This is a genomic window from Pseudomonas wadenswilerensis, assembly GCF_900497695.1.
GTDB lineage: Bacteria > Pseudomonadota > Gammaproteobacteria > Pseudomonadales > Pseudomonadaceae > Aquipseudomonas > Aquipseudomonas wadenswilerensis.
This window is the reverse complement of record NZ_UIDD01000004.1, coordinates 216,232-238,738: the sequence shown is the minus strand read 5'-3', so window position 1 is coordinate 238,738 and position 22,507 is coordinate 216,232. Positions and strand designations below refer to the sequence as shown.

20 protein-coding genes are annotated in these 22,507 nt (G+C 62.6%); 9 read left to right on the top strand and 11 right to left on the bottom strand.

Translation table 11 applies throughout. The features are described from left to right. Positions 1–81: 81 nt before the first annotated feature. The 6 genes from CCOS864_RS05910 (at position 82) to CCOS864_RS05885 (ending at position 9,584) form a co-directional block, all read left to right on the top strand. The gene (locus tag CCOS864_RS05910; protein ID WP_115085464.1) at positions 82–1,422 is read left to right on the top strand and encodes an imelysin family protein; all 1,341 of its coding nucleotides are present in this window, start codon (positions 82–84) and stop codon (positions 1,420–1,422) included. A 195-nt stretch (positions 1,423–1,617) separates the two neighbouring features. Next, on the top strand, positions 1,618–3,045 hold the full coding sequence (locus CCOS864_RS05905) for a di-heme oxidoreductase family protein (protein ID WP_115085463.1): 1,428 nt from the start codon (positions 1,618–1,620) through the stop codon (positions 3,043–3,045). Between the two features lie 15 nt (positions 3,046–3,060). Further along, entirely contained in the window at positions 3,061–4,125 is a 1,065-nt protein-coding gene (locus CCOS864_RS05900) for an imelysin family protein (protein ID WP_115085462.1), read from the top strand. A 2-nt stretch (positions 4,126–4,127) separates the two neighbouring features. Next, positions 4,128–5,225 (top strand): DUF1513 domain-containing protein, encoded by a 1,098-nt coding sequence (locus CCOS864_RS05895; RefSeq protein WP_115085461.1) that lies wholly within the window; start codon positions 4,128–4,130, stop codon positions 5,223–5,225. Between the two features lie 125 nt (positions 5,226–5,350). Beyond that, a complete protein-coding gene (locus tag CCOS864_RS05890; RefSeq protein WP_115085460.1) occupies positions 5,351–6,502 on the top strand; it encodes an efflux RND transporter periplasmic adaptor subunit in 1,152 nt (383 codons plus the stop codon). A gap of 13 nt (positions 6,503–6,515) precedes the next feature. After that, a complete protein-coding gene (locus CCOS864_RS05885) occupies positions 6,516–9,584 on the top strand; it encodes a multidrug efflux RND transporter permease subunit (protein ID WP_115085459.1) in 3,069 nt (1,022 codons plus the stop codon). 61 nt (positions 9,585–9,645) lie between these two features. On the opposite strand, the gene CCOS864_RS05880 is transcribed toward CCOS864_RS05885, so the two are convergent. The 5 genes from CCOS864_RS05880 to colR form a co-directional block, all read right to left on the bottom strand. Next, complete coding sequence (locus CCOS864_RS05880; protein WP_115085458.1) at positions 9,646–9,873, bottom strand: hypothetical protein; 228 nt, start codon at positions 9,871–9,873, stop codon at positions 9,646–9,648. After that, positions 9,873–10,583, bottom strand: a complete 711-nt coding sequence (locus CCOS864_RS05875) for a lipopolysaccharide kinase InaA family protein (RefSeq protein WP_115085457.1) — start codon at positions 10,581–10,583, stop codon at positions 9,873–9,875. The genes CCOS864_RS05880 and CCOS864_RS05875 overlap by 1 nt, the downstream gene beginning before the upstream one ends. Before the next feature lie 7 nt (positions 10,584–10,590). Beyond that, positions 10,591–11,271, bottom strand: coding sequence for a class I SAM-dependent methyltransferase (locus tag CCOS864_RS05870; RefSeq protein WP_115085456.1), 681 nt, complete (start codon positions 11,269–11,271; stop codon positions 10,591–10,593). A 136-nt stretch (positions 11,272–11,407) separates the two neighbouring features. After that, positions 11,408–12,706 carry a sensor histidine kinase gene (locus CCOS864_RS05865; protein WP_115085455.1) on the bottom strand — a complete coding sequence of 433 codons (1,299 nt, stop codon included), beginning with the start codon at positions 12,704–12,706 and terminating at the stop codon, positions 11,408–11,410. Next, a complete protein-coding gene (gene colR, locus CCOS864_RS05860; protein ID WP_100782556.1) occupies positions 12,696–13,379 on the bottom strand; it encodes a two-component system response regulator ColR in 684 nt (227 codons plus the stop codon). Before colR ends, CCOS864_RS05865 begins: the two co-directional genes overlap by 11 nt. 189 nt (positions 13,380–13,568) lie before the next feature. Here colR and CCOS864_RS05855 point away from each other — a divergent pair, with 189 nt between their 5' ends. Then, positions 13,569–14,303, top strand: coding sequence for a phosphatase PAP2 family protein (locus CCOS864_RS05855; RefSeq protein WP_115085454.1), 735 nt, complete (start codon positions 13,569–13,571; stop codon positions 14,301–14,303). A 162-nt stretch (positions 14,304–14,465) separates the two neighbouring features. Here the strand turns inward: CCOS864_RS05855 and groL are convergent, their stop codons facing one another. From groL to CCOS864_RS05830, 5 genes are all read right to left on the bottom strand, one after another. Then, positions 14,466–16,118: a chaperonin GroEL gene (gene groL / locus CCOS864_RS05850; RefSeq protein WP_115085453.1), complete on the bottom strand. Its 1,653-nt coding sequence runs from the start codon at positions 16,116–16,118 to the stop codon at positions 14,466–14,468. 47 nt (positions 16,119–16,165) lie between these two features. Continuing rightward, entirely contained in the window at positions 16,166–16,459 is a 294-nt protein-coding gene (locus CCOS864_RS05845; RefSeq protein WP_003260750.1) for a co-chaperone GroES, read from the bottom strand. A 257-nt stretch (positions 16,460–16,716) separates the two neighbouring features. Then, a complete protein-coding gene (locus tag CCOS864_RS05840) occupies positions 16,717–17,220 on the bottom strand; it encodes an FxsA family protein (protein WP_115085452.1) in 504 nt (167 codons plus the stop codon). Between the two features lie 64 nt (positions 17,221–17,284). Continuing rightward, on the bottom strand, positions 17,285–18,016 hold the full coding sequence (locus CCOS864_RS05835; protein ID WP_115085451.1) for a HugZ family pyridoxamine 5'-phosphate oxidase: 732 nt from the start codon (positions 18,014–18,016) through the stop codon (positions 17,285–17,287). 107 nt (positions 18,017–18,123) lie between these two features. After that, the gene (locus CCOS864_RS05830) at positions 18,124–19,131 is read right to left on the bottom strand and encodes a DUF481 domain-containing protein (RefSeq protein ID WP_115085696.1); all 1,008 of its coding nucleotides are present in this window, start codon (positions 19,129–19,131) and stop codon (positions 18,124–18,126) included. 152 nt (positions 19,132–19,283) lie between these two features. Here CCOS864_RS05830 and CCOS864_RS05825 point away from each other — a divergent pair, with 152 nt between their 5' ends. Together CCOS864_RS05825 and CCOS864_RS05820 are read left to right on the top strand one after the other, a co-directional pair. After that, a complete protein-coding gene (locus tag CCOS864_RS05825) occupies positions 19,284–19,637 on the top strand; it encodes an MGMT family protein (protein ID WP_115085450.1) in 354 nt (117 codons plus the stop codon). 43 nt (positions 19,638–19,680) lie between these two features. Continuing rightward, positions 19,681–21,222 carry an AmpG family muropeptide MFS transporter gene (locus CCOS864_RS05820; protein ID WP_115085449.1) on the top strand — a complete coding sequence of 514 codons (1,542 nt, stop codon included), beginning with the start codon at positions 19,681–19,683 and terminating at the stop codon, positions 21,220–21,222. Positions 21,223–21,246: 24 nt separating this feature from the next. Here CCOS864_RS05820 and CCOS864_RS05815 read toward each other — a convergent pair whose 3' ends face one another. Further along, the gene (locus CCOS864_RS05815; protein ID WP_115085448.1) at positions 21,247–22,497 is read right to left on the bottom strand and encodes an MFS transporter; all 1,251 of its coding nucleotides are present in this window, start codon (positions 22,495–22,497) and stop codon (positions 21,247–21,249) included. Positions 22,498–22,507: the final 10 nt, after the last annotated feature.

Here is a 22,507-nt window from a genome sequence, read left to right as displayed (position 1 = left end):
CAAAATGCAAATCTTTCGCATTATGTTGCAGTTTTGCGTGCCCCGGTACGCCTGTCCAACCTCTCGACGCAGGAATTCGCCATGATTCGTATGCCTCTGGCCACCGCCAGTCTGTTGGCCATTGCCATCTCTCTCGCCGGTTGCGGCGACAGCAAGGACAAGGACAAGGCCGCCGCACCGCAAGCCCCGGCTGCCACCTCCTCGGCTGCCGCACCGGCCGCCGCTGGCGCCGTCGACGAGGCAGCGGCAAAAGCCGTGGTCAAGCATTACGCCGACATGGTCCATGCCGTCTACAGCGACTCGCTGAGCACCGCCAAGACCCTGCAAACCGCCATCGATGCCTTCCTCGCCAAGCCCAACGATGAAACCCTGAACGCCGCCAAGGCCGCCTGGGTCGCTGCCCGTGTGCCGTACCTGCAGAGCGAAGTGTTCCGCTTCGGCAACACCATCATCGACGACTGGGAAGGTCAGGTGAACGCCTGGCCGCTGGACGAAGGCCTGATCGACTACGTCGACAAGAGCTACGAGCATGCCCTGGGCAACCCTGGCGCCACCGCCAACATCATCGCCAACACGCAAGTGCAGGTCGGCGAAGACAAGGTTGACGTCAAGGACATCACCCCGGAGAAACTGGCCAGCCTGAACGAGCTGGGCGGCTCCGAAGCCAACGTTGCCACCGGTTACCATGCCATCGAATTCCTGCTCTGGGGCCAGGACCTCAACGGCACCGGCCCAGGCGCTGGCGCTCGTCCTGCTTCCGACTACCTCGAAGGCAAGGGCGCTACCGGTGGCCACAATGAACGCCGTCGCGCTTACCTGAAAGCCGTGACCCAACTGCTGGTCAACGACCTCGAAGAAATGGTCGGCAACTGGGCGCCGAACGTCGCCACCAACTACCGCGCCACCCTCGAAGCCGAGCCGGTTGCCGACGGCCTGCGCAAAATGCTGTTCGGCATGGGCAGCCTGTCGCTGGGCGAACTGGCTGGCGAGCGCATGAAGGTTTCCCTGGAGGCCAACTCGCCTGAAGACGAGCAGGACTGCTTCAGCGACAACACCCACAACTCGCACTTCTACGACGCCAAGGGCATCCGCAACGTCTACCTGGGCGAGTACACCCGCACCGACGGCACCAAGCTGACCGGCCCGAGCCTGTCGTCGCTGGTGGCCAAGGTCGACGCGGCCACCGACACCACCCTCAAGGCCGACCTGGAAGCGACCGAAGCCAAGATCCAGGTCATGGTCGACCACGCGGCCAAAGGCGAGCACTACGACCAGCTGATCGCAGCCGATAATGCTGCCGGCAACCAGATCGTGCGTGACGCCATCGCCGCCCTGGTCAAACAGACCGGTGCAATCGAACAGGCGTCGAGCAAACTGGGCATCGCCAACCTGGCGCCAGACACCGCCGATCACGAGTTCTGATTCAGCGGCGGTAAAAAAGGCGACCTTCGGGTCGCCTTTTTTATGCGCATCATCGCGGGCTAGCCCGCTGCCACCTGTAGGAGCGGGCTTGCCCCGCGATAGATTTCATCCAGCAAACGCAAATCCCTCTTATTCAATTACCCTGAGCCTGCTAAGCTTGCACGCCGGTTTTTTGCCCAAGCCCCAGGATTATTGATGTCCTCGTTGCTTCCCCGCCTCAGTCCCCTGCTTCTGGCCGTCCTTCTGGCCGGTTGCGACGACGCACCGCGTTTCACCCAGGCCGAGCCCGGTGAAGCGCTGGCCGGTGGCAAGGCGACGGTGAACAAGCGCGACCAGAACGCCTATTCCATGCCTTCGGCGAACCTGCCGCCGAGCCGGCGCCTGGACTTCAGTGTCGGCAACAGCTTCTTCCGCAGCCCCTGGGTGATCGCGCCGTCGACCACCACCGCCCGTGACGGCCTGGGCCCGCTGTTCAATACCAATGCCTGCCAGAACTGCCACATCAAGGACGGCCGCGGCCACCCGCCCGGGCCCACCGCCGCCAACTCGGTGTCGATGCTGGTGCGCCTGTCGATCCCGGATCAGCCGCAGTACGCCAAGGTCATCGAGCAACTGGGCATCGTTCCGGAGCCGGTGTATGGCGGTCAGTTTCAGGACATGGCAGTGCCCGGTGTCGCCCCCGAGGGCAAGGTCAGGGTCGAATACGACCCGGTAGCCGTGGCCTTCAAGGACGGCACTCAGGTCGAGCTGCGCCAGCCCAGGTTGCAAATCAGTCAACTGGGCTACGGCCCGATGCATCCGGACACGCGCTTTTCCGCCCGCGTCGCCCCGCCGATGATCGGCCTGGGCCTGCTCGAGGCCATCCCCGAGGCGGCGATCCTGGCCAATGCCGACCCCGATGACCGCAACGGCGACGGTATCCGTGGTCGCGCCAACCGGGTCTGGGACGATGCCCTGGGCAAGACCGTGGTCGGCCGCTTCGGCTGGAAGGCCGGGCAACCGAACCTCAACCAACAGAATGTCCACGCGTTTTCCGGCGACATGGGCCTGACCACCAGCCTGCGGCCGATGGACGATTGCACCCCGGCGCAGACCGACTGCCTCAACGCCCCCAACGGCAACGGCGCCAATGGCGAGCAGGAGGTCAGCGACAACATCCTGCGCCTGGTGCTGTTCTACACCCGCAACCTGGCGGTGCCGGTGCGCAAGGACGTCGACTCGCCCCAGGTGCTGGCCGGCAAGAACTTGTTCCACCAGGCCGGCTGCCAGAGCTGCCACACGCCGCAATTCACCACCGCCAGCGACGCCGCCGAGCCGGAGCTGGCCAACCAGCTGATCCGCCCCTACAGCGACCTGCTGCTGCATGACATGGGCCCGGGCCTAGCCGACAACCGCAGCGAGTTCGCCGCCAGCGGCCAGGACTGGCGCACCCCGCCGCTGTGGGGCATCGGCTTGAACGAGACCGTCAGCGGTCACACCCAGTTTCTCCACGATGGCCGCGCCCGCAGCCTGCTCGAAGCCGTGCTCTGGCATGGCGGCGAGGCCGAAGCGGCCAAGCAGTACGTACTGACCTTCAATGCCGAGCAGCGCGCCGCGTTGCTGGCCTTCCTGAATTCACTTTAAGCAAAGGAGCCGGGCATGTTCCGTCCCAAACTGTTGTTCACCAGCCTTGCCGCCCTCGCCCTCGGCGCCTGCTCGCCGCAAGACCCGCAAGCGGTGACTTCGGCAGCGATCGCCAAACAAGTGATCCTGCCGACCTACAGCCGCTGGGTCGAAGCCGACCGCCAACTGGCCGTCAGTGCCCTGGCCTTCTGCGAAGGCAAGGCGGACCTTGCCACTGCCCGCGCCGACTTCCTCCACGCGCAAAAAGCCTGGGCAGAGCTGCAGCCGCTGCTGATCGGCCCGCTGGCTGAAGGCAACCGCGCCTGGCAGGTGCAGTTCTGGCCCGACAAGAAAAACCTGGTCGGCCGTCAGGTCGAGCAACTGGTCAACGGTGACAAGCCGGTCGACGCCGAAACCCTGGGCAAATCCAGTGTCGTCGTGCGCGGCCTGTCGGCTTACGAATACATCCTCTTCGACAGCAAGCCGGATACCGCCAACGCCGAACAGAAAGCCCGCTACTGCCCGCTGCTGGTGGCCATCGGCGAGCACCAGAAGGCCCTGGCCGAAGAAATCCTCAAAGGCTGGAACACCACCGACGGCATGCTGGCGCAGATGACCAAGTTCCCCAACCAGCGTTATGCCGATTCCCACGAGGCCATTGCCGACCTGCTGCGTGCCCAGGTCACCGCCCTGGACACCCTGAAGAAGAAGCTCGGCGCACCCATGGGCCGCCTGAGCAAGGGCATCCCGCAGCCACTGCAGGCCGAAGCCTGGCGCAGCCACTCTTCGCTGAAAAGCCTGGAAGCCAGCCTGAACGCTGCCCAGACCGTCTGGGTCGGGGTCGACAACAAGGGCCTGCGCGGCCTGCTGGGCAAAGACCAGCAAGCCCTGGCCGACAAGATCGACGCCGCCTACGCCAACGCGATCAAGCTGCTGACCAGCAACCAGAAAACCCTGGGCGAGTTGCTCGACGACGAAGCCGGTCGCCAGCAGTTGAACACCCTTTACGACAGCCTCAACGTCGTCCACCGCCTGCACGAAGGCGAGCTGGCCAAGGCGCTGGGCATCCAGCTCGGCTTCAACGCCAACGACGGTGACTGATCATGTTGCGACGCCAGGCTCTCAAACTCGGTAGCGTTGTGCTCAGTGCCCTCACCCTCGGCGGCTGGGCCCTGTTTCGCAACAAGGGCAGCACCCCGCTGCTGCTCTCGGCGCGGGACGATGGCGATGGCAAGCACTACGCCGTCGGCTACCGCCTGGACGGTACCCAGGTGTTCGCCACCCAGGTGGGCCTGCGTTGCCACGACATCATCAACCATCCCGAGCAGCCGATTGCCCTGTTCGTCGCCCGCCGCCCCGGCACCGAGAGCTACCTGATCGACCTGCGTGATGGTCGCTTGCTGCAGACCATCACTTCGCAGCCGAACCGGCATTTCTACGGCCACGCGGTGATTCACAAGAGCGGTGAATGGCTGTACGCCACCGAGAACGACACCACCGAGCCCGGTCGTGGCGTGCTGGGTGTGTATCGGTTCGACGGCGAACGCCTGCAGCACAGCGGTGAAATCTCCACCCACGGTATCGGCCCGCATCAGGTGTCGTGGATGCCCGACGGCGAAACCCTGGTGGTGGCCAACGGCGGCATCCGCACCGAAGCCGAAAGCCGGGTAGAGATGAACCTCGACGCCATGCAGCCAAGCCTGGTGCTGATGCAGCGCGACGGCACCCTGCTGAGCAAAGAGGTGCTGAGCCAGCAGATGAACAGCGTGCGCCACCTGGCGATTGCCGCCGATGGCACCATCGTTGCCGGCCAGCAGTTCATGGGGGCCAGCCACGAAACCGCCGAGCTGCTGGCGATCAAGCGCCCGGGCCAGGCTTTCGAAGCCTTTCCGGTGTCCGAGCAGCAGTTGCAGTCCATGGCCCACTACACCGCCAGCGTCGCCATTCACAACGAGCTGCGCCTGGTCGCCCTGACCGCGCCACGGGCCAACCGCCTGTTCATCTGGGACCTGGACACTGCCCAGGTGCGCCTGGATGCACCGATGCCCGATTGCGCCGGCGTCGGCGCCGTGGCAGACGGCTTTGTCGTGACCTCCGGCCAGGGCCGCTGCCGCCTGTACGATTGCCGCAAAAGCGAGCTGATCGGCCAGCCGCTGCAACTGCCTTCAGGGCTCTGGGACAACCACCTGCACCTGGCCTGAAATTAGCCTGGAACACAGGCTTCCCAGGCCCGGTCAACAGAGTAATATTCGGCTACATCGCACGTGGGCAGGAGCGCCCGCAGTCGTGCCAATCGAACAAAAAATCGTATCCAAGGAACTGGACTATGCTGCGCCGCCGCATGCTGATCATGTTAGGTGTTGTCCTGCTGCTCGTACTGATCCTGGGGGGCTATAAAGCCTTCACGATTTACCAGCAGGTGCAGATGTTCTCGGTCCCCAAGCCGCCGATCAGCGTGGCGGCGACCGAGGCCCGCGAGCGCGCCTGGCAGAACCGCCTGCCCGCCGTCGGTAGCCTCAAGGCCCTGCAAGGGGTCGACCTGAGCCTGGAGATCGCCGGTACGGTCAAGACGCTGCTGTTCGAGTCCGGGCAGCAGGTCAGCAAGGGCCAACCGCTGCTGCAACTGGACAGCGATGTCGAAACCGCCCTGCTCGGTACCGCCTTGGCCGATCTGGGCCTGGCCCAGGTCGATTACAACCGCGGCAGCCAGCTGGTCGGCAGCCAGGCCATTTCCAAGGGCGAGTTCGATCGGCTCAGCGCCCAGTTCAAGCGCAACAAGGCGGTGGTCGACCAGCTCAAGGCCTCACTGGCGAAAAAGAGCATCAATGCGCCCTTCAGCGGTACCATCGGCATCCGCCAGGTCGACGTCGGCGACTACCTGGCCAGCGGTACGGTAATCGCCACCCTGCAAGACCTTAGCAGCCTTTACGTCGATTTCTTCGTCCCGGAACAGTCGATTCCCAAGTTGAGCATCGGCCAGCAGGTGCTGGTCAACGTCGCCGCTTACCCGCAAGAAAACTTCCCCGGCAGCATCAGCGCAATCAATCCCAAGGTCGAGGACAGCACGCGCAACGTGCAGGTTCGCGCCACCCTGGCCAATCCCGAGGGCAAGCTGCTACCCGGCATGTTCACCAGCCTGCAGGTGCTGCTGCCCGACCCGCAGCCACAGGTGGTGGTCCCGGAAAGCGCGGTGACCTACACCCTGTATGGCAACTCGGTGTATGTCGCCGTACCGCAAAAAACCGACGACGCTCAGCCGCCGCACAACGCCGATGACCAGCCGCCGGCGCTGATCGCCGAGCGGCGCTTCGTCGAGACCGGCGAACGGCGTGACGGCCTGGTGGTGATCAGCAAAGGCTTGAAACCCGGTGAAACCGTTGTGACCGCCGGCCAGTTGAAACTCACCCAGGGCGCGGCGATCAGCATCAGTCCGGACAAGACCCAGGCAGCACCGAACAGCCAGTCGCGCGTCAACTGAGCGAGGAACCGTCATGGCTTTTACCGATCCGTTCATCCGCCGCCCGGTACTGGCCACTGTGGTCAGCCTGTTGATCGTCCTGCTCGGTTTTCAGGCCTGGAGCAAGTTGCCGATCCGGCAGTATCCGCAGATGGAAAATGCCCTGATCACGGTAACCACCGCTTACCCCGGAGCCAACGCCGAGACCATCCAGGGTTATATCACCCAGCCACTGCAACAGAGCCTGGCCAGCGCCGAAGGCATCGACTACATGACCTCGGTGAGCCGGCAGAACTTCTCGGTGATTTCGATCTACGCGCGCATCGGCTCGGACAGCGACCGGCTGTTTACCGAGCTGCTGGCCAAGGGCAACGAGGTCAAGAACAAGCTGCCTCAGGACGCCGAAGACCCGGTGCTGAGCAAGGAAGCCGCCGACGCTTCGGCGCTGATGTACATCAGTTTCTACAGCAGTGAACTGAGCAACCCGCAGATCACCGACTACCTGTCACGGGTGATCCAGCCCAAGCTTGCAACCCTGCCGGGCATGGCCGAAGCGCAGATCCTCGGCAACCAGTTGTTCGCCATGCGCCTGTGGATCGACCCGGTCAAGCTGGCCGGCTACGGCCTGAGCGCCAATGACGTGACCCAGGCGGTGCGCGGCTACAACTTCCTTTCCGCGGCCGGCGAACTCAAGGGCGAGTACATCGTCACCAGCATCAACGCCACCACCGAGCTGAAAACCGCCGAAGCCTTTGCCAACATCCCGCTCAAGACCAGTGGCGACAGCCGGGTGCTGCTGGGTGATGTGGCACGGGTCGAAATGGGTGCGGAAAACTACGACACGGTCAGCTCCTTCGACGGCACGCCATCGGTGTACATCGGCATCAAGGCCACCCCGGCGGCCAACCCGCTGGAGGTGATCAAGGAGGTGCGCAAGCTCATGCCCGAGCTTGAGAGCCAGTTGCCGCCAAACCTGAAATCCTCGATCGCCTACGACGCCACGCTGTTCATCCAGGCCTCGATCGACGAAGTGGTGAAAACCCTGGTCGAAGCGGTGCTGATCGTCATCGTCGTGGTCTTCCTGTTCCTCGGCGCCCTGCGCTCGGTGCTGATCCCGGTGATCACCATCCCGCTGTCGATGATCGGCGTGCTGTTCTTCATGCAGTTGATGGGCTACTCGCTGAATCTGCTGACCCTGTTGGCGATGGTGCTGGCGATCGGCCTGGTGGTCGATGACGCCATTGTCGTGGTGGAAAACATCCATCGGCATATCGAAGAAGGTAAATCGCCCTACGACGCAGCCCTGGAAGGCGCGCGGGAGATCGCCATGCCGGTGGTATCGATGACCATCACGCTGGCGGCGGTCTATGCCCCTATCGGCTTCCTGGAGGGGCTCACGGGCGCGCTGTTCAAGGAGTTCGCCCTGACCTTGGCAGGCGCCGTGGTGATCTCCGGGATCGTCGCCCTGACCCTGTCACCGATGATGTGCGCCCTGCTCTTGCGCCACGAACAGAACCCCACCGGCCTGGCCCACCGTCTGGATGTACTGTTCGAGCGGCTCAAGCAGCGCTACCAGACAATCCTCCACGGCACCCTCAACACCCGGCCGGTGGTGCTGGTGTTCGCACTGATCATGCTGTGCCTGATTCCGGTGTTCCTGATGTTCACCAAGAACGAACTGGCGCCAGATGAAGACCAGGGCATCATTTTCATGATGGCCACCGCCCCGCAGCCGACCAACCTCGACTACCTGAACAGCTACACCGAGGAGTTCCTCAAGATCTTCAAGGCGTTTCCCGAGTACTACTCGTCGTTCCAGATCAACGGCTTCAACGGTGTGCAGTCGGGTATCGGCGGCTTCCTGCTCAAACCGTGGAACGAGCGCGAGCGCACCCAGATGGAGCTGCTACCGCTGGTACAGGCCAAGCTTGAAGGCATCAGCGGCCTGCAGATCTTCGGCTTCAACCTGCCCTCGCTGCCCGGCACCGGCGAAGGCTTGCCATTTGCCTTCGTGATCAACACGGCCAACGACTACGCGTCGCTGCTGGAGGTGGCCGAGCGGGTCAAGACGCGTGCCCAGGCGTCCGGTAAATTCGCCTTCCTCGACATCGACCTGGCCTTCGACAAGCCGGAAGTGGTGGTCGATATCGACCGGGCCAAGGCCGCGCAGATGGGCGTGTCCATGGACGCCCTTGGCGGCACCCTGGCGACCCTGCTCGGTGAGGCGGAGATCAACCGTTTTACCATCGACGGGCGCAGCTACAAGGTCATTGCCCAGGTCGAACGGCCCTACCGCGACAATCCCGACTGGCTGAACAACTACTACGTGAAGAACCAGCAAGGGCAGATGCTGCCGCTGTCGACCCTGATCAGCATCAGCGATCGTGCCCGCCCGCGTCAGCTCAACCAGTTCCAGCAACTGAACTCGGCGATCATCCAGGGTTTCCCGATGGTCAGCATGGGCGAAGCACTGGAAACCGTGCGCAGCATCGCCCGTGAAGAAGCGCCGGAGGGCTACGGTTTCGATTATGGCGGCGCGGCGCGCCAGTTCGTCCAGGAAGGCAGTGCTCTGTGGGTAACCTTCGGCCTGGCCCTGGCGATCATCTTTCTGGTGCTGGCAGCCCAATTCGAAAGCTTCCGCGACCCGCTGGTGATCCTGGTGACGGTACCGTTGTCGATCTGCGGGGCGTTGATTCCGCTGTTCCTGGGCATATCGAGCATGAACATCTACACCCAGGTGGGGCTGGTGACCCTGATCGGGCTGATCAGCAAGCACGGCATCCTGATCGTCGAGTTCGCCAACCAGTTGCGCCAGCAAAGAGGCCTGAGTGCCCGCGAAGCGGTGGAAGAAGCGGCGGCCATCCGTTTGCGTCCGGTATTGATGACCACTGCGGCGATGGTGTTTGGCATGGTGCCGCTGATCCTCGCCACCGGCGCCGGTGCGGTCAGCCGCTTCGACATCGGCACGGTAATCGCCACCGGCATGTCGGTGGGCACCTTGTTCACCCTGTTCGTGCTGCCTTGTATCTACACCCTGCTGGCCAAGGCCGACGCGCCGCAGGTGAATGCGGGCTTGACCCGCGATGAGGTGCTGCCTGAATAACCTTCGCTTCGGGATCGACCGCGGGGCAAGTCGAATCGTCGCACCGCCGCTCCCTCAGGGTTCAGCCGCTGGCGCGTACGCCCTGGCTCAGCCCGAACAGCAACAGCAGCAGATCGTGGTCAGGTTTGGCATCGACCTGGGGTTTCACTACCCGTGGCAGCGGGCATTGCGCACCCGCATCGACCTTGCTGAAAATCTGCGGGCGCGGCTCCTCCCACGCGGCCACGGCGGCGGTTGCCACCCCCAGCGCAATCAACAGAAACACACCTCGAGCAATTTCTAGTTTCATTACTCTAAACCTTTGACTGCGCTGCCAAACGCCCTCTGATAAAAATAGAGCAGTTTTTGCCACTCTGCGTCAGTGAAAGACGAATGGCGGCGCAATTGTTTAAGGTCGTTGGCGGCGGCGCGCTGGCAGCTGATACGCCGGCGGCATTTCTCCAGGTCGAGCAACGCCACCTCAGCCCTGGCTTCGGCGCCTTCGCCGATAACCTTGACGAACACATGCTTGCCGTACAGGCAACCATGTTGCCAGTGGCCACGGTGCATCCGCGCCAGGTTCTGCGCCAGGTCCTGCAGAACCCGCTCATGCAGCGCCGGGTGGTAACGTTCACGGGCGCCGTCGGCGAACCAGCTGTCGATATCCTCGAAACCTTCCAGTGCCTCGCTGACCAGCAGGGCTCGCCACTGATGCTCGGTGTCGCGGTCAACACCGCAATAGACAATATGCGGCACCCGCACGCCGAGCTGCTCGAAACTGTTCAAGGCATCGTACTCACGCAGCACGGTAGGGCGGCCGAAGGGATGCAACAGGCTGCGGTAGATATGGCCGATCTGGCGCTTGGCGTAGAACGTATGGCCAGTGTCATCGCTCAGTCGCTGTACACCACTCTCGCCGCCGCGGCGCTGATTGGGCTCTTCCACCCATTCGCCCTGCTGGTGCCAGAAATGATCGAACTGATCCTTGTTCGTCGATGCTGTTGTGCGCTCAAACCCCATGCCCAGCTTACCCCTTACGCAATAGATAGACTCGCCACATGGCATAGAACGGCAAGAAGTCCAATCGTTCCTGAATACGGAATCCTGCGGCTTCGAACTCTTCCTCAACCGTAGCAGCTGGTAACACAAAGCGATTCTGGTAACTGCCCTGCCCCTTTTCGGTGTAACGCCGCTGTTCGAGCTTCTTGCGCCGCCAGGCTTTGAAATTGCCATCGACCCACAGCGACACGATCACGCTGTCGCGGGTAACTCGTTGAAATTCCGAAAGTAATGTCTTGCGGTGGGCGGCCTCGCCGATGTGATGCATCAGGCGCATGCAAAAAATGCTGTCGACCGAGTTATCCGGTAAATCGATGGCGAACGCAGATGTCTGCAAAGTGCGTACCCGTTCCACCACTTCGGCCGGTTGCGAGGCACGTGCCGTTTCGAGCATGGCTTCGGAGTTGTCGGCGCCGATGATTACCCGGTTGGGTTTTTCCGCTAGCAGGGGCCAGAAACGCCCGGCGCCGCACGGCAGGTCGAGGACCAGCCCGGGTTCGCCAGCCAGCGCCAGGGCGCGACGGGCCATTTGCTCGTCACGCTGGTGGGACATCCTGCGTGCCAGACCGTCCTGGTGCTTGTGGAAGTATTCCTTGGCGTGCTGCTGGTCGTACTTTTCCGAAAACTCGAGCTTGATGGGGCTACGCATGGTGCATCTCCTGACTCCAATACGCCCACCTTAGGCAGGCAAGCGTTGGCGTCAGGTCATGCGGGTGTGAAAAATTTGTGAGTTAGCGCGGCAAAGGTTTCAATTAATTACAAACTTTCACAGCTGGCCAATGGCCCTATTGCGCCTCGACCGTCCGATCCGGGGCCAGGCTCAGGTCCACATGAAAGCGGCAGCCGTGGGGCACCATGGCGGTCAGGCTCACCGTCCAGCCCTGGTCGTCGCAGATCCGCTGCACCAATGACAGCCCCAGGCCCAGCCCTTCACCACGCCTCTCATCACCGCGCACGAACGGCCGGAACATGGCTTCGCGCTGCTCTTCAGGAATCCCGACGCCACTGTCTTCGACCAGGAACCCGGCCGGCTCCAGGGTCAGGCGGATAAAACCCTGATCGGTATAGTGCGCGGCGTTGCGCAACAGGTTGCCCATCACTGCCTGGAGGAACGTGGCGTTATACAGGGTCGCGCTTGCAGCCCTGACGTCGTACAGCAAGGTCAGGCCCTTTTGCTCGATGGTGTCGCGCCAGACGCCAATCAGGTCGTCCGCCACTTCCTTCATGCTCGCCTGCGACGCCACGGCCCCTTCGTCGCGCTGGGCGCGGGCGAGCATCAGGAAGGTCTTCACCAGTTCCTGCATTTCTTCGGTGGCGCGGGCGATGCGCTCGACCTGAGAACGCGCACGGGTGTCAATGTTGGGATTGACCAGCAGTAGCTCGCAGGAGCTGGCCAGCACCATCAACGGGGTGCGTAGCTCATGGCTGACATCGCTGGTAAACAGCCGCTCACGGGTCAGGGCATCACGCAGACGCCCCAGGGTGTCGTCGAACGCCACCGCCAGCTGGCCGACTTCGTCCGCAGCGTAATCAGGTGCCAACGGTGGCGCCAGGCCGAGCAACTGGTCACGGTGACGTACCTGGCGCGCCAGGCGGATCACCGGTGCCATCACCCGCCGGGCCAGGACCCAGCCGAGGAACACCGCCAGTGCCAGGCTGAGGATGAAGCCGACCACCACCACCGCGAACAGCACGCGCTCGCGTTCTTCGAAGTCGCTCTGGTCCTGCAGCAGTACATAGTGCCGGCCATCGACGATCTCAACCATCGCGTGGTAGGACAGATCTTCACGAAACACTTCGTGAAAGCCACGGTCGAGGTGGCGCAGATCCTTGGGCAGCTCGAAGTCATCGCGCCCGCCGCTGAAATAGAACAGTTGATCCGGTCGCGGCCGGTGGCTCCAGTCGCCGACGCTGTCCATGCGCAGCAAACGCTGGAGGTCGCCGCCCAGCACTGCGGAAATCAGCCGTTCTTCAACCAGGTGGACGGTAGCGACAATGCCGAAAGCGAAAGCCCCGGCCACCAGCGCGCTCATCAGGGCAAAGGCAATGATGATCCGCTGGGCAAGGCTCTGTCTAAACTCCATCACGGCCCTCGGCCAGACGATAGCCCACGCCGTGAACGGTATGCAGCAGGGGCTTTTCGAACGGCTTGTCGATCACCTGGCGCAGTTGGTGAACGTGGCTGCGCAGGCTGTCGCTGTCCGGGCAATCATCACCCCACAGGGCCTCTTCGAGCACTTCGCGGCGCAGCACGTGGGGGCTCTTCTGCATCAGCACCGCCAGCAGCTTCAGGCCGACCGGGTTGAGCTTGAGCAGCTTCCCTTCGCGGCTGACTTCCAGGGTGTCGAGGTCATACACCAGGTCGCTGACCTGCAAGGTACGCCGGCCGCCGCCTTGGGCCCTGCGCAGCACCGCTTCGATGCGCGCGGCCAGTTCCGACAGGGCAAAAGGCTTGAGCAAGTAATCGTCGGCGCCGGAGCGAAAGCCCTGCAGGCGATCATCCAGCTGGTCACGGGCGGTGAGCATGATGACCGGGGTGTCACGACGGGCATCTTCGCGCAGGCGCTTGCACAGGGTGTAGCCGTCGATGCCCGGCAGCATGATGTCGAGCACGATCAGGTCATAGTGTTCGGTCGCCGCCAGGTGCAGGCCGGACAGACCATCCTGGGCACAGTCCACCGTATAGCCCTTCAGGCCAAGGTAGTCGGCCAGGTTGGCAAGGATATCGCGGTTGTCTTCAACCAGTAGAATTCGCATTGGGGTATCTCCCGTCTGGCGCTTTTGCCTGCTTGGCAGGCGCAGCTTAAGGCCATCGGCGACGCCCGGCTAGGTCGGCGCGACTTTATTGCAGGTTAACGTTTTTTTCACCGAGCCTTCACGGACAGGTGATGGCGGCTGCCCGAGAATTGCCGGTCGGATTGTCCCCTCCATTCACCTGGACTTGCCATGTCGCTACCTGCCTACTCCCGTCCGCTGAATTTCTGGATTGCCCTGGGCATCCCCGCCGTCACCGCGGTGATATTGATCCTGCTGGAGCTGACCTCACTGGACATGGACCTGGCCAAGCTGGCGTTCGACCCGCTGGCCGGGCAGTTCATTGGCCGGCACAGCTACTTCCTCGAAGACATCCTGCATGACCGGGCGAAACAGGCCGTGATCGTCCTGGGTCTGCTGGCGATCGTCGCCTTTGCGATGAGTTTCTTCTGGTCGCGGCTGTTCAGCTGGCGTCGGGAACTGGGCTGCCTGGTGCTGGCCATGGGGTTGTCGACCAGCTTTGTCACACCGGTCAAGGCAGTGACGGCGGTGCAGTGCCCGTGGAGCCTGACCGAGTTTGGCGGCAAGGAGACCTACAGCGAGCTGCTCAGCCCGCGCCCGGCGACGGACAAGCCCGGGCGCTGCTGGCCGGGTGGCCACGCGGCGACTGGCTTTACCCTGTTTGCGCTGTTCTTTGTCCTGCGCGACCGGCGCCCGCGCCTGGCAAAGGCGGCACTGTTGTTCGCCTTTGGCCTGGGCACGCTGTTTTCGGTAGGGCGCATGCTGCAGGGCGCGCACTTCTTTTCGCACAACGTGTGGACTGCGGTGTTTTGCTGGTTGATCAGCCTGGGCTGTTACTACTGGGTGTTGTATCGCCGGCCGGTTGAACTGAAGCACAAGGCTGCGGTTACCGTGCCGACCTCGTAAGGCTGGAATGTGCGGTGACTGCATCGCTGGCAAGCCAGCTCCCACATACAGCCCCCCGTGGGAGCCGGTCTTGCCGGCGATGGGTTGCACAGCAACCCCAGAATTCAGGCAAAAAAAAGCCCCGCACTAGGCGGGGCTTTTTATCGAACGGGTAAGGCTGGCTTACATCATGCCGCCCATGCCGCCCATACCACCCATGCCGCCCATGTCTGGCATGCCGCCGCCAGCACCAGCTTCAACTGGAGCGTCAGCAACCATGGCTTCGGTGGTGATCATCAGACCGCCGATCGAAGCTGCAGCTTGCAGGGCCGAACGGGTTACCTTGGCAGGGTCCAGGATACCCATTTCGATCATGTCGCCGTACTCGCCGGTAGCAGCGTTGTAACCGAAGTTGCCGGAACCTTGCTTGACCTTGTCGACCACTACGCTTGGCTCGTCGCCGGCGTTGGCAACGATCTGGCGCAGCGGCGCTTCAACAGCGCGACGCAGCAGCTGGATACCAACGTTCTGCTCTTCGTTGTCGCCTTTCAGGCCTTCGATGGCTTGCAGAGCGCGAACCAGTGCAACACCACCGCCAGGCACCACGCCTTCTTCGACGGCTGCACGGGTAGCGTGCAGGGCGTCTTCAACGCGGGCTTTCTTCTCTTTCATTTCGACTTCGGTGCCAGCACCAACCTTGATCACGGCAACACCGCCAGCCAGTTTGGCCAGACGCTCTTGCAGTTTTTCACGGTCGTAGTCCGAGGAAGTCTCGTTGACCTGAGTGCGGATCTGGGCGATACGCGCCTGGATGTCGCCTTCTACGCCAGCACCGTCGACGATGATGGTGTTTTCCTTGGACAGGGTCACGCGCTTGGCGTTACCCAGGTGCTCCAGGGTAGCGGACTCCAGGCTCAGGCCGATTTCTTCGGAGATCACGGTACCGCCGGTCAGGACAGCGATGTCCTGCAGCATGGCCTTGCGGCGGTCGCCGAAGCCAGGTGCCTTGACCGCTGCAACCTTGACGATGCCGCGCATGTTGTTGACTACCAGGGTAGCCAGCGCTTCGCCTTCGACGTCTTCAGCCACGATCAGCAGTGGACGGCCGGCCTTGGCAACGGCTTCCAGAACTGGCAGCAGTTCGCGGATGTTGGAGATCTTCTTGTCAACCAGCAGCAGCAGCGGGCCATCCAGCTCGGCGACCATGGTGTCTGGCTTGTTGACGAAGTAAGGGGACAGGTAGCCACGGTCGAACTGCATGCCTTCCACGACCGACAGTTCGTTTTCCAGGCCCGAGCCTTCTTCGACGGTGATCACGCCTTCTTTACCGACTTTTTCCATGGCTTCGGCGATGATGTCACCGATGGAGTTGTCGGAGTTGGCCGAGATGGTACCGACCTGGGCGATGGCCTTGGAGTCGGCGCATGGCTTGGACAGGGTCTTCAGCTCTTTGACGATGGCGATGGTGGCCTTGTCGATACCACGCTTCAGGTCCATCGGGTTCATGCCGGCAGCAACGGCTTTCAGGCCTTCGCTGACGATGGCCTGAGCCAGAACGGTTGCGGTGGTGGTGCCGTCACCGGCTTCGTCGTTGGCCTTGGAGGCAACGTCTTTGAGCAGCTGGGCGCCCATGTTTTCGAAAGCGTCTTTCAGCTCGATTTCTTTGGCAACCGAAACACCGTCTTTGGTGATGGTCGGAGCGCCGAAGCTCTTGGCCAGAACAACGTTACGGCCTTTCGGGCCCAGGGTGGCTTTTACAGCATCAGCCAGAACGTTGACACCAACGAGCATTTTCTTACGGGCGGAGTCGCCGAATTTTACGTCTTTAGCAGCCATGATCGTTTAATCCTTGAATACTTTGGAGTAACGGGAAACCAGCGGAATCAGCCTTCGATGACAGCGAGAATTTCGTTCTCAGCCATCACCAGCAGGTCTTCGCCGTCAACTTTCACAGTGTTGCTGCCCGAGTAAGGGCCGAAAACCACCTTGTCACCCACTTTCACGGCCAGCGCACGCACTTCACCGTTGTCCAGGATGCGACCGGTACCTACAGCGACGACTTCGCCACGGTTAGGTTTTTCAGCGGCCGAACCTGGCAGAACGATACCGCCAGCGGTTTTCGATTCTTCTTCGCTGCGACGGATAACGACGCGGTCATGCAGAGGACGAAGCTTCATTGTCGATCTCTCCTAATTGTGGTTTTCATCGGCCGGTATCGACACCGGCGGGTTGATGCTTGCGGCTTGGCCGCTCGTAGCCCGCGGGGCGGACCACACATGTAATGTCTGGTGCAAATCACCAGAAACCTTGCGGTGACCCATACATGAGGTCGCCAAGAGCAATTACAAGGCTTGCTGATGAAAATTTTTAGCGATCAGCCCCCTGTACAGCAAAACGGCCCCAAAAGGGGCCGCTGGCACAGCACAAGCAACCTTTACAGATCCCGAGGATTGCGCAGGTTGGGCTGAGCAGGATCTTCACGGCCGACCACTTCGCCTTCGATCACCGTTGGCTGATGGCCACGGCTGGACTGACCTGGGCGCGCCATGAACGGGTCATCGCCAAAGGCGCGCTGGCGCATGGCCTGGGCCTCGGCGCGCTCGCGCATCTTGCGCCCGAGCAGGCGGCGGGTGAACGGCAGCAGGCAGACCAGACCGATCACGTCACTGATGAAACCTGGCAACAGCAGCAGGCCGCCACCCAGCGCCAGCATCAGCCCGTGGAACATGTCTTCGGCAGGCAATTCGCCACGCTGCAGGCTCTCGCGGGCACGCAGGGCGGTGGCCAGACCCGCCACCCGCACCACCAGCACACCCAGGGCAGAGCCGGCGATGATCAGCAGCAGCGCCGGAAAGAAGCCGATCGCGGTGCTGACCTTGAAAAACACATACAGCTCCAGCACCGGAAAAATCAGAAACAGCAATAGAAAAGCACGCATCAACGGTTCCTCTGCGCAAGATGTCCTTGCAGTAGACCTTTAATGGATGCGATCCATCGCCATTTCAAGCCTCGGCGGTTGCACGTTGCGGCCATTGATCGGCGCGGGCCAGAAAAACCAGGGCCTCGCGCACTTGTATCGGCGTATTGCAGGGCGCAGCGAACGGCAACCAGTGCAAGCCCTGACCAATGCGCAGGTGCATGCCCTCGCTGTCGATGCCGACCATCTGCGCCGCCACGCCCTGGGGCAGGCCGCTGAGCTGGACGTAGTGTTCGATGGCATTGGCATGATCGCTGTTCATGTGCTCGATCATGCTCTGTTCGGCCTTGCCGGCAAAGGGGTTGGCCAGGCTCAGGTGATCGACCCAGTGGATCGCGCCGAAGCCGCCGATGTAGCGATGGCGCACCGGCTTGAGCACCCAGAAGTCAAAATCGTGGGCTTGATGGTAGTTGGCCGACTCTGGAAAATAGCGATAGTAGCGCTCTGCTGCGGCTTCGACCGCTTCGGGCTCAACCAGCTTGTGCGCCTCGGCCAGCACGGTCAGGCGGCCCACTGCCTGGACGTCCTGGGCATCACGCTCGCCTACCAGCAACGAGCACTTGGGGTCTTTTTGCAGGTTGTGGGTGTGCTGGGCAATGCGGCTGATCAGGATCAGCGGGTTGCCGTCGGCATCCAGGCAGTAGGGCACCACCGAACCGAAGGGAAACCCCGGCATCGACTTGGAATGGGTCGACAGCACCCCGCGGTATTCCTTGAGCAGCAGCTCCCGTGCCTGTGTTGCGGCTTTCGCGCTCACTGTATGTCTCCCCGCTCGATAATCGTCGTCGTGGCTGGCGGTGAAAGTGCCCGACCAGCCTGGTTAACCGACAAAATAATCATTATCGCCCGGGGTTGCCAGCGTGCTTACCAGGCGACGCCAAAACCTGCGGTGTAGCGGGTCTTGTCCAGGTCGCTGTCGCGGGTGCCGCTGATGATGTCCTTCTCGGCCTTGAGGTTGAGCGAGGCCCATTCGGTGACCTTGTAGCGCAGGCCGACTTCGGCATCCAGGGCGTACTCGGCGACGCCGCCGAGCGGCTTGCCGACCTCGCCGTTGGTGAAGAACTCGACGCGCTTGCCGATCAGGTAGCGGTTGTAGTCCCACTTCATGGCCAGCGAGTAGAAGTTGTCCTTGCCGCCATCAGCGTATTCATAGTCGGTACGGTTGATCAGCGAGCCGAGGGAGAACGCGCCCAGCTCGTTGTCCCAGAACTGGTAACCCGGGCCGGTACCCACGGTGCGCTGGCGGGCCAGGTCTTCGATATGGTCACGCTTGTATTCCAGACGGCCCTGCCAGAACCACTTCTCGGTAATGAAGCGGTCCAGCGCATATTCGGCGCTCCAGTTGTTGGTGGTGGTGACGTCGTCCTTGCTCTCGCGGTTGTATTCGCCCTCGGCCTGGTGGCGCCAGCGGCCGTGACGGGCGGTGGTCTTGAAGTCGATGTCGTAGTCGTCGCTGTTGGTTTCGGCGCGTTTGTAGTCCAGGGCCAGGTCGACGTTACCCTTCCAGGTCAGGTCCTCGACCACCGGCTTTGGTTTCATGATCTGCTGGATGCTGGCCAGCTCGACCGTCCTGGGTGTCTCGCCGTTGGCCAGAGTGACCTTACCGTTGTCTGCAGCGTGCAGCGACTTGGCCTTCTCGCCGGTGTAGGCGTCCTGCTTGACCAGCAGTTCCTGGTCGCTTTCCAGAGTCTTGACCTGCTTCCAGTCCAGTGCAATGGAGCCGCCATAGGGCGTTTCGAGCAGCAGTTTACCGCCATCAAAGACCTTGATCTTGCCGCTCAGCTTGTCACCGTTTTTCATCCACACGGTATCGGCAAGGGCTGGGGTACAGGCAGCGGCCAGGGCAACGCACAACAGGGCTCTAGGAGACATAAGCAGCAACGGACTCGGGTTCGCGAAAAAAGTCGGGCATTATCCAGATACCCGCCATCAGAGCAAGGACTGACCTGCACCATGTCGATGAGTTCAATTCTTATTTGCCCGCTCTACCCGGCACATCCCGCGTGGTCTGGGTCAATTGCGCGATGAGCGGGATTCCTGGCGATCCGACCGAAAGCGCCGAAGCCCGACGAATGGCACTCTATCTGGTGCTTGGCCAGGTACCCGCCGGCAAGGTGATCAGCTACGGCGAGCTCGCCCACCTGGCCGGCCTTGGCCGTGCAGCGCGCTGGGTCGGGCGTACCCTGAGCCAGCTGCCCAGTGACACCCAGTTGCCCTGGCACCGGGTGCTGGGCGCCGGCGGTCGCCTGAGCCTGGCGCTGGGCACCCCATCGGGCGACGAGCAGCGTGCCCGGCTACGGGCAGAAGGCATCACCCTGCACAATAATCGTGTGGATATGTTGCGCCATGGCTGGCGCCCGATGGAGCACAGCGGTTAGAGTGCGCGCTTTGTTTTCGTAAACTTGAGGCAGATGTTGGCCCATGCCCCGTAAAACCTGGCGCGCTGCGCTCGCTGCCTATGCCAGCCCGTCGACACTGGTACTGTTGTTGCTCGGCTTTGCCGCCGGCTTGCCTTACATGCTGGTGTTTTCGACCCTGTCGGTATGGCTGCGCGAGGCCGGCGTGGCCCGTGAAACCATCGGTTATGCCAGCCTGATCGGCTTGGCCTATGCCTTCAAATGGGTGTGGTCGCCGCTGCTCGACCAATGGCGCCTGCCCTTGCTCGGCAAACTCGGGCGCCGTCGCTCCTGGCTGGTGCTGTCTCAGGTGCTGGTGGTCATCGGCCTGGTCGGCATGGGCTTCTGCGACCCGCAAAAACACCTGTCGTGGCTGATTGCCCTGGCGGTACTGGTGGCCTTTGCCTCGGCCACCCAGGACATCGCCGTCGACGCCTATCGCCTGGAAATCGCCGACGACCAGCGCCAGGCTGCGCTTGCCGCCAGCTACATGGCCGGCTACCGGGTTGCCGCGCTGCTGGCCACCGCCGGTGCGCTGTTCTTCGCCGAGGGCTTCGGCTCCACCGGCTTCAGCTACCTGCACAAGGCCTGGACCGGCACCTACGTGCTGTTCGGTGTGATGATGCTGCCGGCAGTGATCACCACCCTGTTGATGCGCGAGCCTCCGGTGCCACTGCGCACCCAGCTGTCGGCGGCGCGCTACGGCCTGAGCCACCAGCTGGTGTCGGTGTTCGTGCTGATCATCCTGCTGGTATCGGTACCGGCAACGTTCACCCAGCTGTACAACACCGATTTCGCCAGCGTGCTGTTCGAAGGCGTGAGCCTGCTCGACCTGCTGCTCGAAGACCGCGCCTTCCTGCGGGCGATCCTGTACATCACCCTGACCGTCCTGTGCCTGTCGTCCATGGGCCGCCGTGGCCTGGCACCGGTGCTGACCCCGGTCAACGACTTCATCACCCGCTACCGCTGGCAGGCCCTGCTGCTGCTCGGGCTGATCGCCACCTACCGGATGTCCGACACGGTGATGGGCGTGATGGCCAACGTGTTCTACATCGACCAGGGCTTCACCAAGGACCAGATCGCCAGCGTCAGCAAGATCTTCGGCCTGATCATGACCCTGGTGGGTGCCGGTTTTGGCGGCCTGCTGATCGTGCGCTTCGGTATCCTGCCGATCCTGTTCATCGGCGGCGTGGCGTCGGCGGCGACCAACATTCTGTTCCTGATGCTCGCCGACATGGGCGCCAACCTGCAGATGCTGGTGCTGACCATTTCGCTGGACAACTTCAGCTCGGGCCTGGCCACCTCGGCGTTCGTCGCCTACCTGTCGAGTTTGACCAACCTGAAGTTCTCGGCGACGCAGTACGCCCTGCTCAGTTCGATCATGCTGCTGTTGCCGCGGCTGATCGGCGGTTACTCGGGAGTCATGGTCGAGAAGTTCGGCTACCACGACTTCTTCCTGATCACCGCCCTGCTCGGCGTGCCGACCCTGATCCTGATCGCCCTGCAATGGCGCCAGGAGCGGGGCAAGCAGGAACCGCTCGAGAACCAGGTTGGAGAACGCCCCTGAACCGCGCTGAGGCTATTACCGGAGCTACTCCGGGATAGCCTCTGGCAAGTTGGTGGAAGCGCTCAGAACGACCCTCAGCGGCCATAGCGCCAGAATTCCCGCCGCCCCCGCCGCCAGGGCGAAGTGCACAAGGCTGGCGCCAGCCCCGAGCATCGCCAGCAACGCCCCGCCAAGGCCCAGCAGGGCAATGGTGATCATCCCCAGCATCGCCGACACCAGACCCTTGCTCTGCTCGCTGGAAAACAGCGTCATGCGGTACAGCACGGCGTTGGCAATACCCAGGCCCAGCGCATACACCGACATGCCGATCACCAGGCTCGGTACCGAAGGGTACAGCCAGGTGCCGAGCATCATGCCCAGCAAACCGATCAGAAACGGCCACAACGCCAATCGCACCAGGGTGGTGAGCGCATGGCGATCGGCAATCCGGTTGATCACCAGGTTGCCGAGGATCAGGCCGCCGAACACCGGCAATTGCCACAGGGCGTAATCCAGGGTGCTCAGGCCCTCGTCGTGGATCAACAGCACCGGCGACAGGCCGATCCAGCCGATCAGCGGCAGGCCGACCAGGCCCAGCGCGGCACTGCCGGCGACAAAGCGGCGGTTGGCCAACAGTTGCCCGTAGCCGGCCAGCAACGGCAGCAAGTGGATCGGCTGGAACGCCAGGCGCGAGCCATCCCGGCGTTCGACGCCGAGGGTCTCCGGCATGAACCGGTACAGGGCAAACCAGGCCAGCACCGCTGCCGCACCGAACAGCACGAACAGCCAGCGCCAGGACACCCACTCCAGCAGCAGGGTACCGACCAGCGGACCAAGCAGCGGCGACAGCAGGGCGATATTGGCCAGCAAGGCCATCATCCGCACTGCATCGGCTTCGCTGAACGCCTCGTTGAGTGCCGGGTAGCTGACCGTCACCACAAAGCCCAGGCCAATGCCCTGCAACAGGCGCAGCAGGTTGAACAGCTCGATGCTCTGCACCCAGAAGGTGGCGATACAGGCCAGGCAGAAGAACGCGCAGCCGCCCAGCAGCAACGGACGACGGCCGTAACGGTCGGCCAGCGGGCCGATCAGCCATTGCAGCAGCACGCCACCGAGCAGGTAGAGGTTCAGGGCATGGGGGATGAATTCGGGGCTGGCGTTGAGCTCACCGACCACCACCGGCATGGCCGGCATCACCACGTCGCTGGCGAGGTAGGTAAGCAGTTCGAACAGCGCCAGGGTCATGGCGAAACAAAACGCCCGTAGCGGCGTAATGTTGATCAGGGGGGTAAGCATGATAAGACCG

Coding starts and splice junctions, on each gene's coding strand:
- CCOS864_RS05900 (WP_115085462.1), top strand. CDS start 3,061: ATGTTCCGTCCCAAACTGTTGTTCACCAGCCTTGCCGCCCTCGCCCTC.
- CCOS864_RS05875 (WP_115085457.1), bottom strand. CDS start 10,583: ATGGGGTTTGAGCGCACAACAGCATCGACGAACAAGGATCAGTTCGAT.
- CCOS864_RS05845 (WP_003260750.1), bottom strand. CDS start 16,459: ATGAAGCTTCGTCCTCTGCATGACCGCGTCGTTATCCGTCGCAGCGAA.
- CCOS864_RS05815 (WP_115085448.1), bottom strand. CDS start 22,497: ATGCTTACCCCCCTGATCAACATTACGCCGCTACGGGCGTTTTGTTTC.
- CCOS864_RS05865 (WP_115085455.1), bottom strand. CDS start 12,706: ATGGAGTTTAGACAGAGCCTTGCCCAGCGGATCATCATTGCCTTTGCC.
- CCOS864_RS05905 (WP_115085463.1), top strand. CDS start 1,618: ATGTCCTCGTTGCTTCCCCGCCTCAGTCCCCTGCTTCTGGCCGTCCTT.
- CCOS864_RS05895 (WP_115085461.1), top strand. CDS start 4,128: ATGTTGCGACGCCAGGCTCTCAAACTCGGTAGCGTTGTGCTCAGTGCC.
- CCOS864_RS05910 (WP_115085464.1), top strand. CDS start 82: ATGATTCGTATGCCTCTGGCCACCGCCAGTCTGTTGGCCATTGCCATC.
- CCOS864_RS05855 (WP_115085454.1), top strand. CDS start 13,569: ATGTCGCTACCTGCCTACTCCCGTCCGCTGAATTTCTGGATTGCCCTG.
- CCOS864_RS05885 (WP_115085459.1), top strand. CDS start 6,516: ATGGCTTTTACCGATCCGTTCATCCGCCGCCCGGTACTGGCCACTGTG.
- CCOS864_RS05830 (WP_115085696.1), bottom strand. CDS start 19,131: ATGTCTCCTAGAGCCCTGTTGTGCGTTGCCCTGGCCGCTGCCTGTACC.
- CCOS864_RS05820 (WP_115085449.1), top strand. CDS start 19,681: ATGCCCCGTAAAACCTGGCGCGCTGCGCTCGCTGCCTATGCCAGCCCG.
- CCOS864_RS05825 (WP_115085450.1), top strand. CDS start 19,284: ATGAGCGGGATTCCTGGCGATCCGACCGAAAGCGCCGAAGCCCGACGA.
- CCOS864_RS05840 (WP_115085452.1), bottom strand. CDS start 17,220: ATGCGTGCTTTTCTATTGCTGTTTCTGATTTTTCCGGTGCTGGAGCTG.
- colR (WP_100782556.1), bottom strand. CDS start 13,379: ATGCGAATTCTACTGGTTGAAGACAACCGCGATATCCTTGCCAACCTG.
- CCOS864_RS05880 (WP_115085458.1), bottom strand. CDS start 9,873: ATGAAACTAGAAATTGCTCGAGGTGTGTTTCTGTTGATTGCGCTGGGG.
- groL (WP_115085453.1), bottom strand. CDS start 16,118: ATGGCTGCTAAAGACGTAAAATTCGGCGACTCCGCCCGTAAGAAAATG.
- CCOS864_RS05870 (WP_115085456.1), bottom strand. CDS start 11,271: ATGCGTAGCCCCATCAAGCTCGAGTTTTCGGAAAAGTACGACCAGCAG.
- CCOS864_RS05890 (WP_115085460.1), top strand. CDS start 5,351: ATGCTGCGCCGCCGCATGCTGATCATGTTAGGTGTTGTCCTGCTGCTC.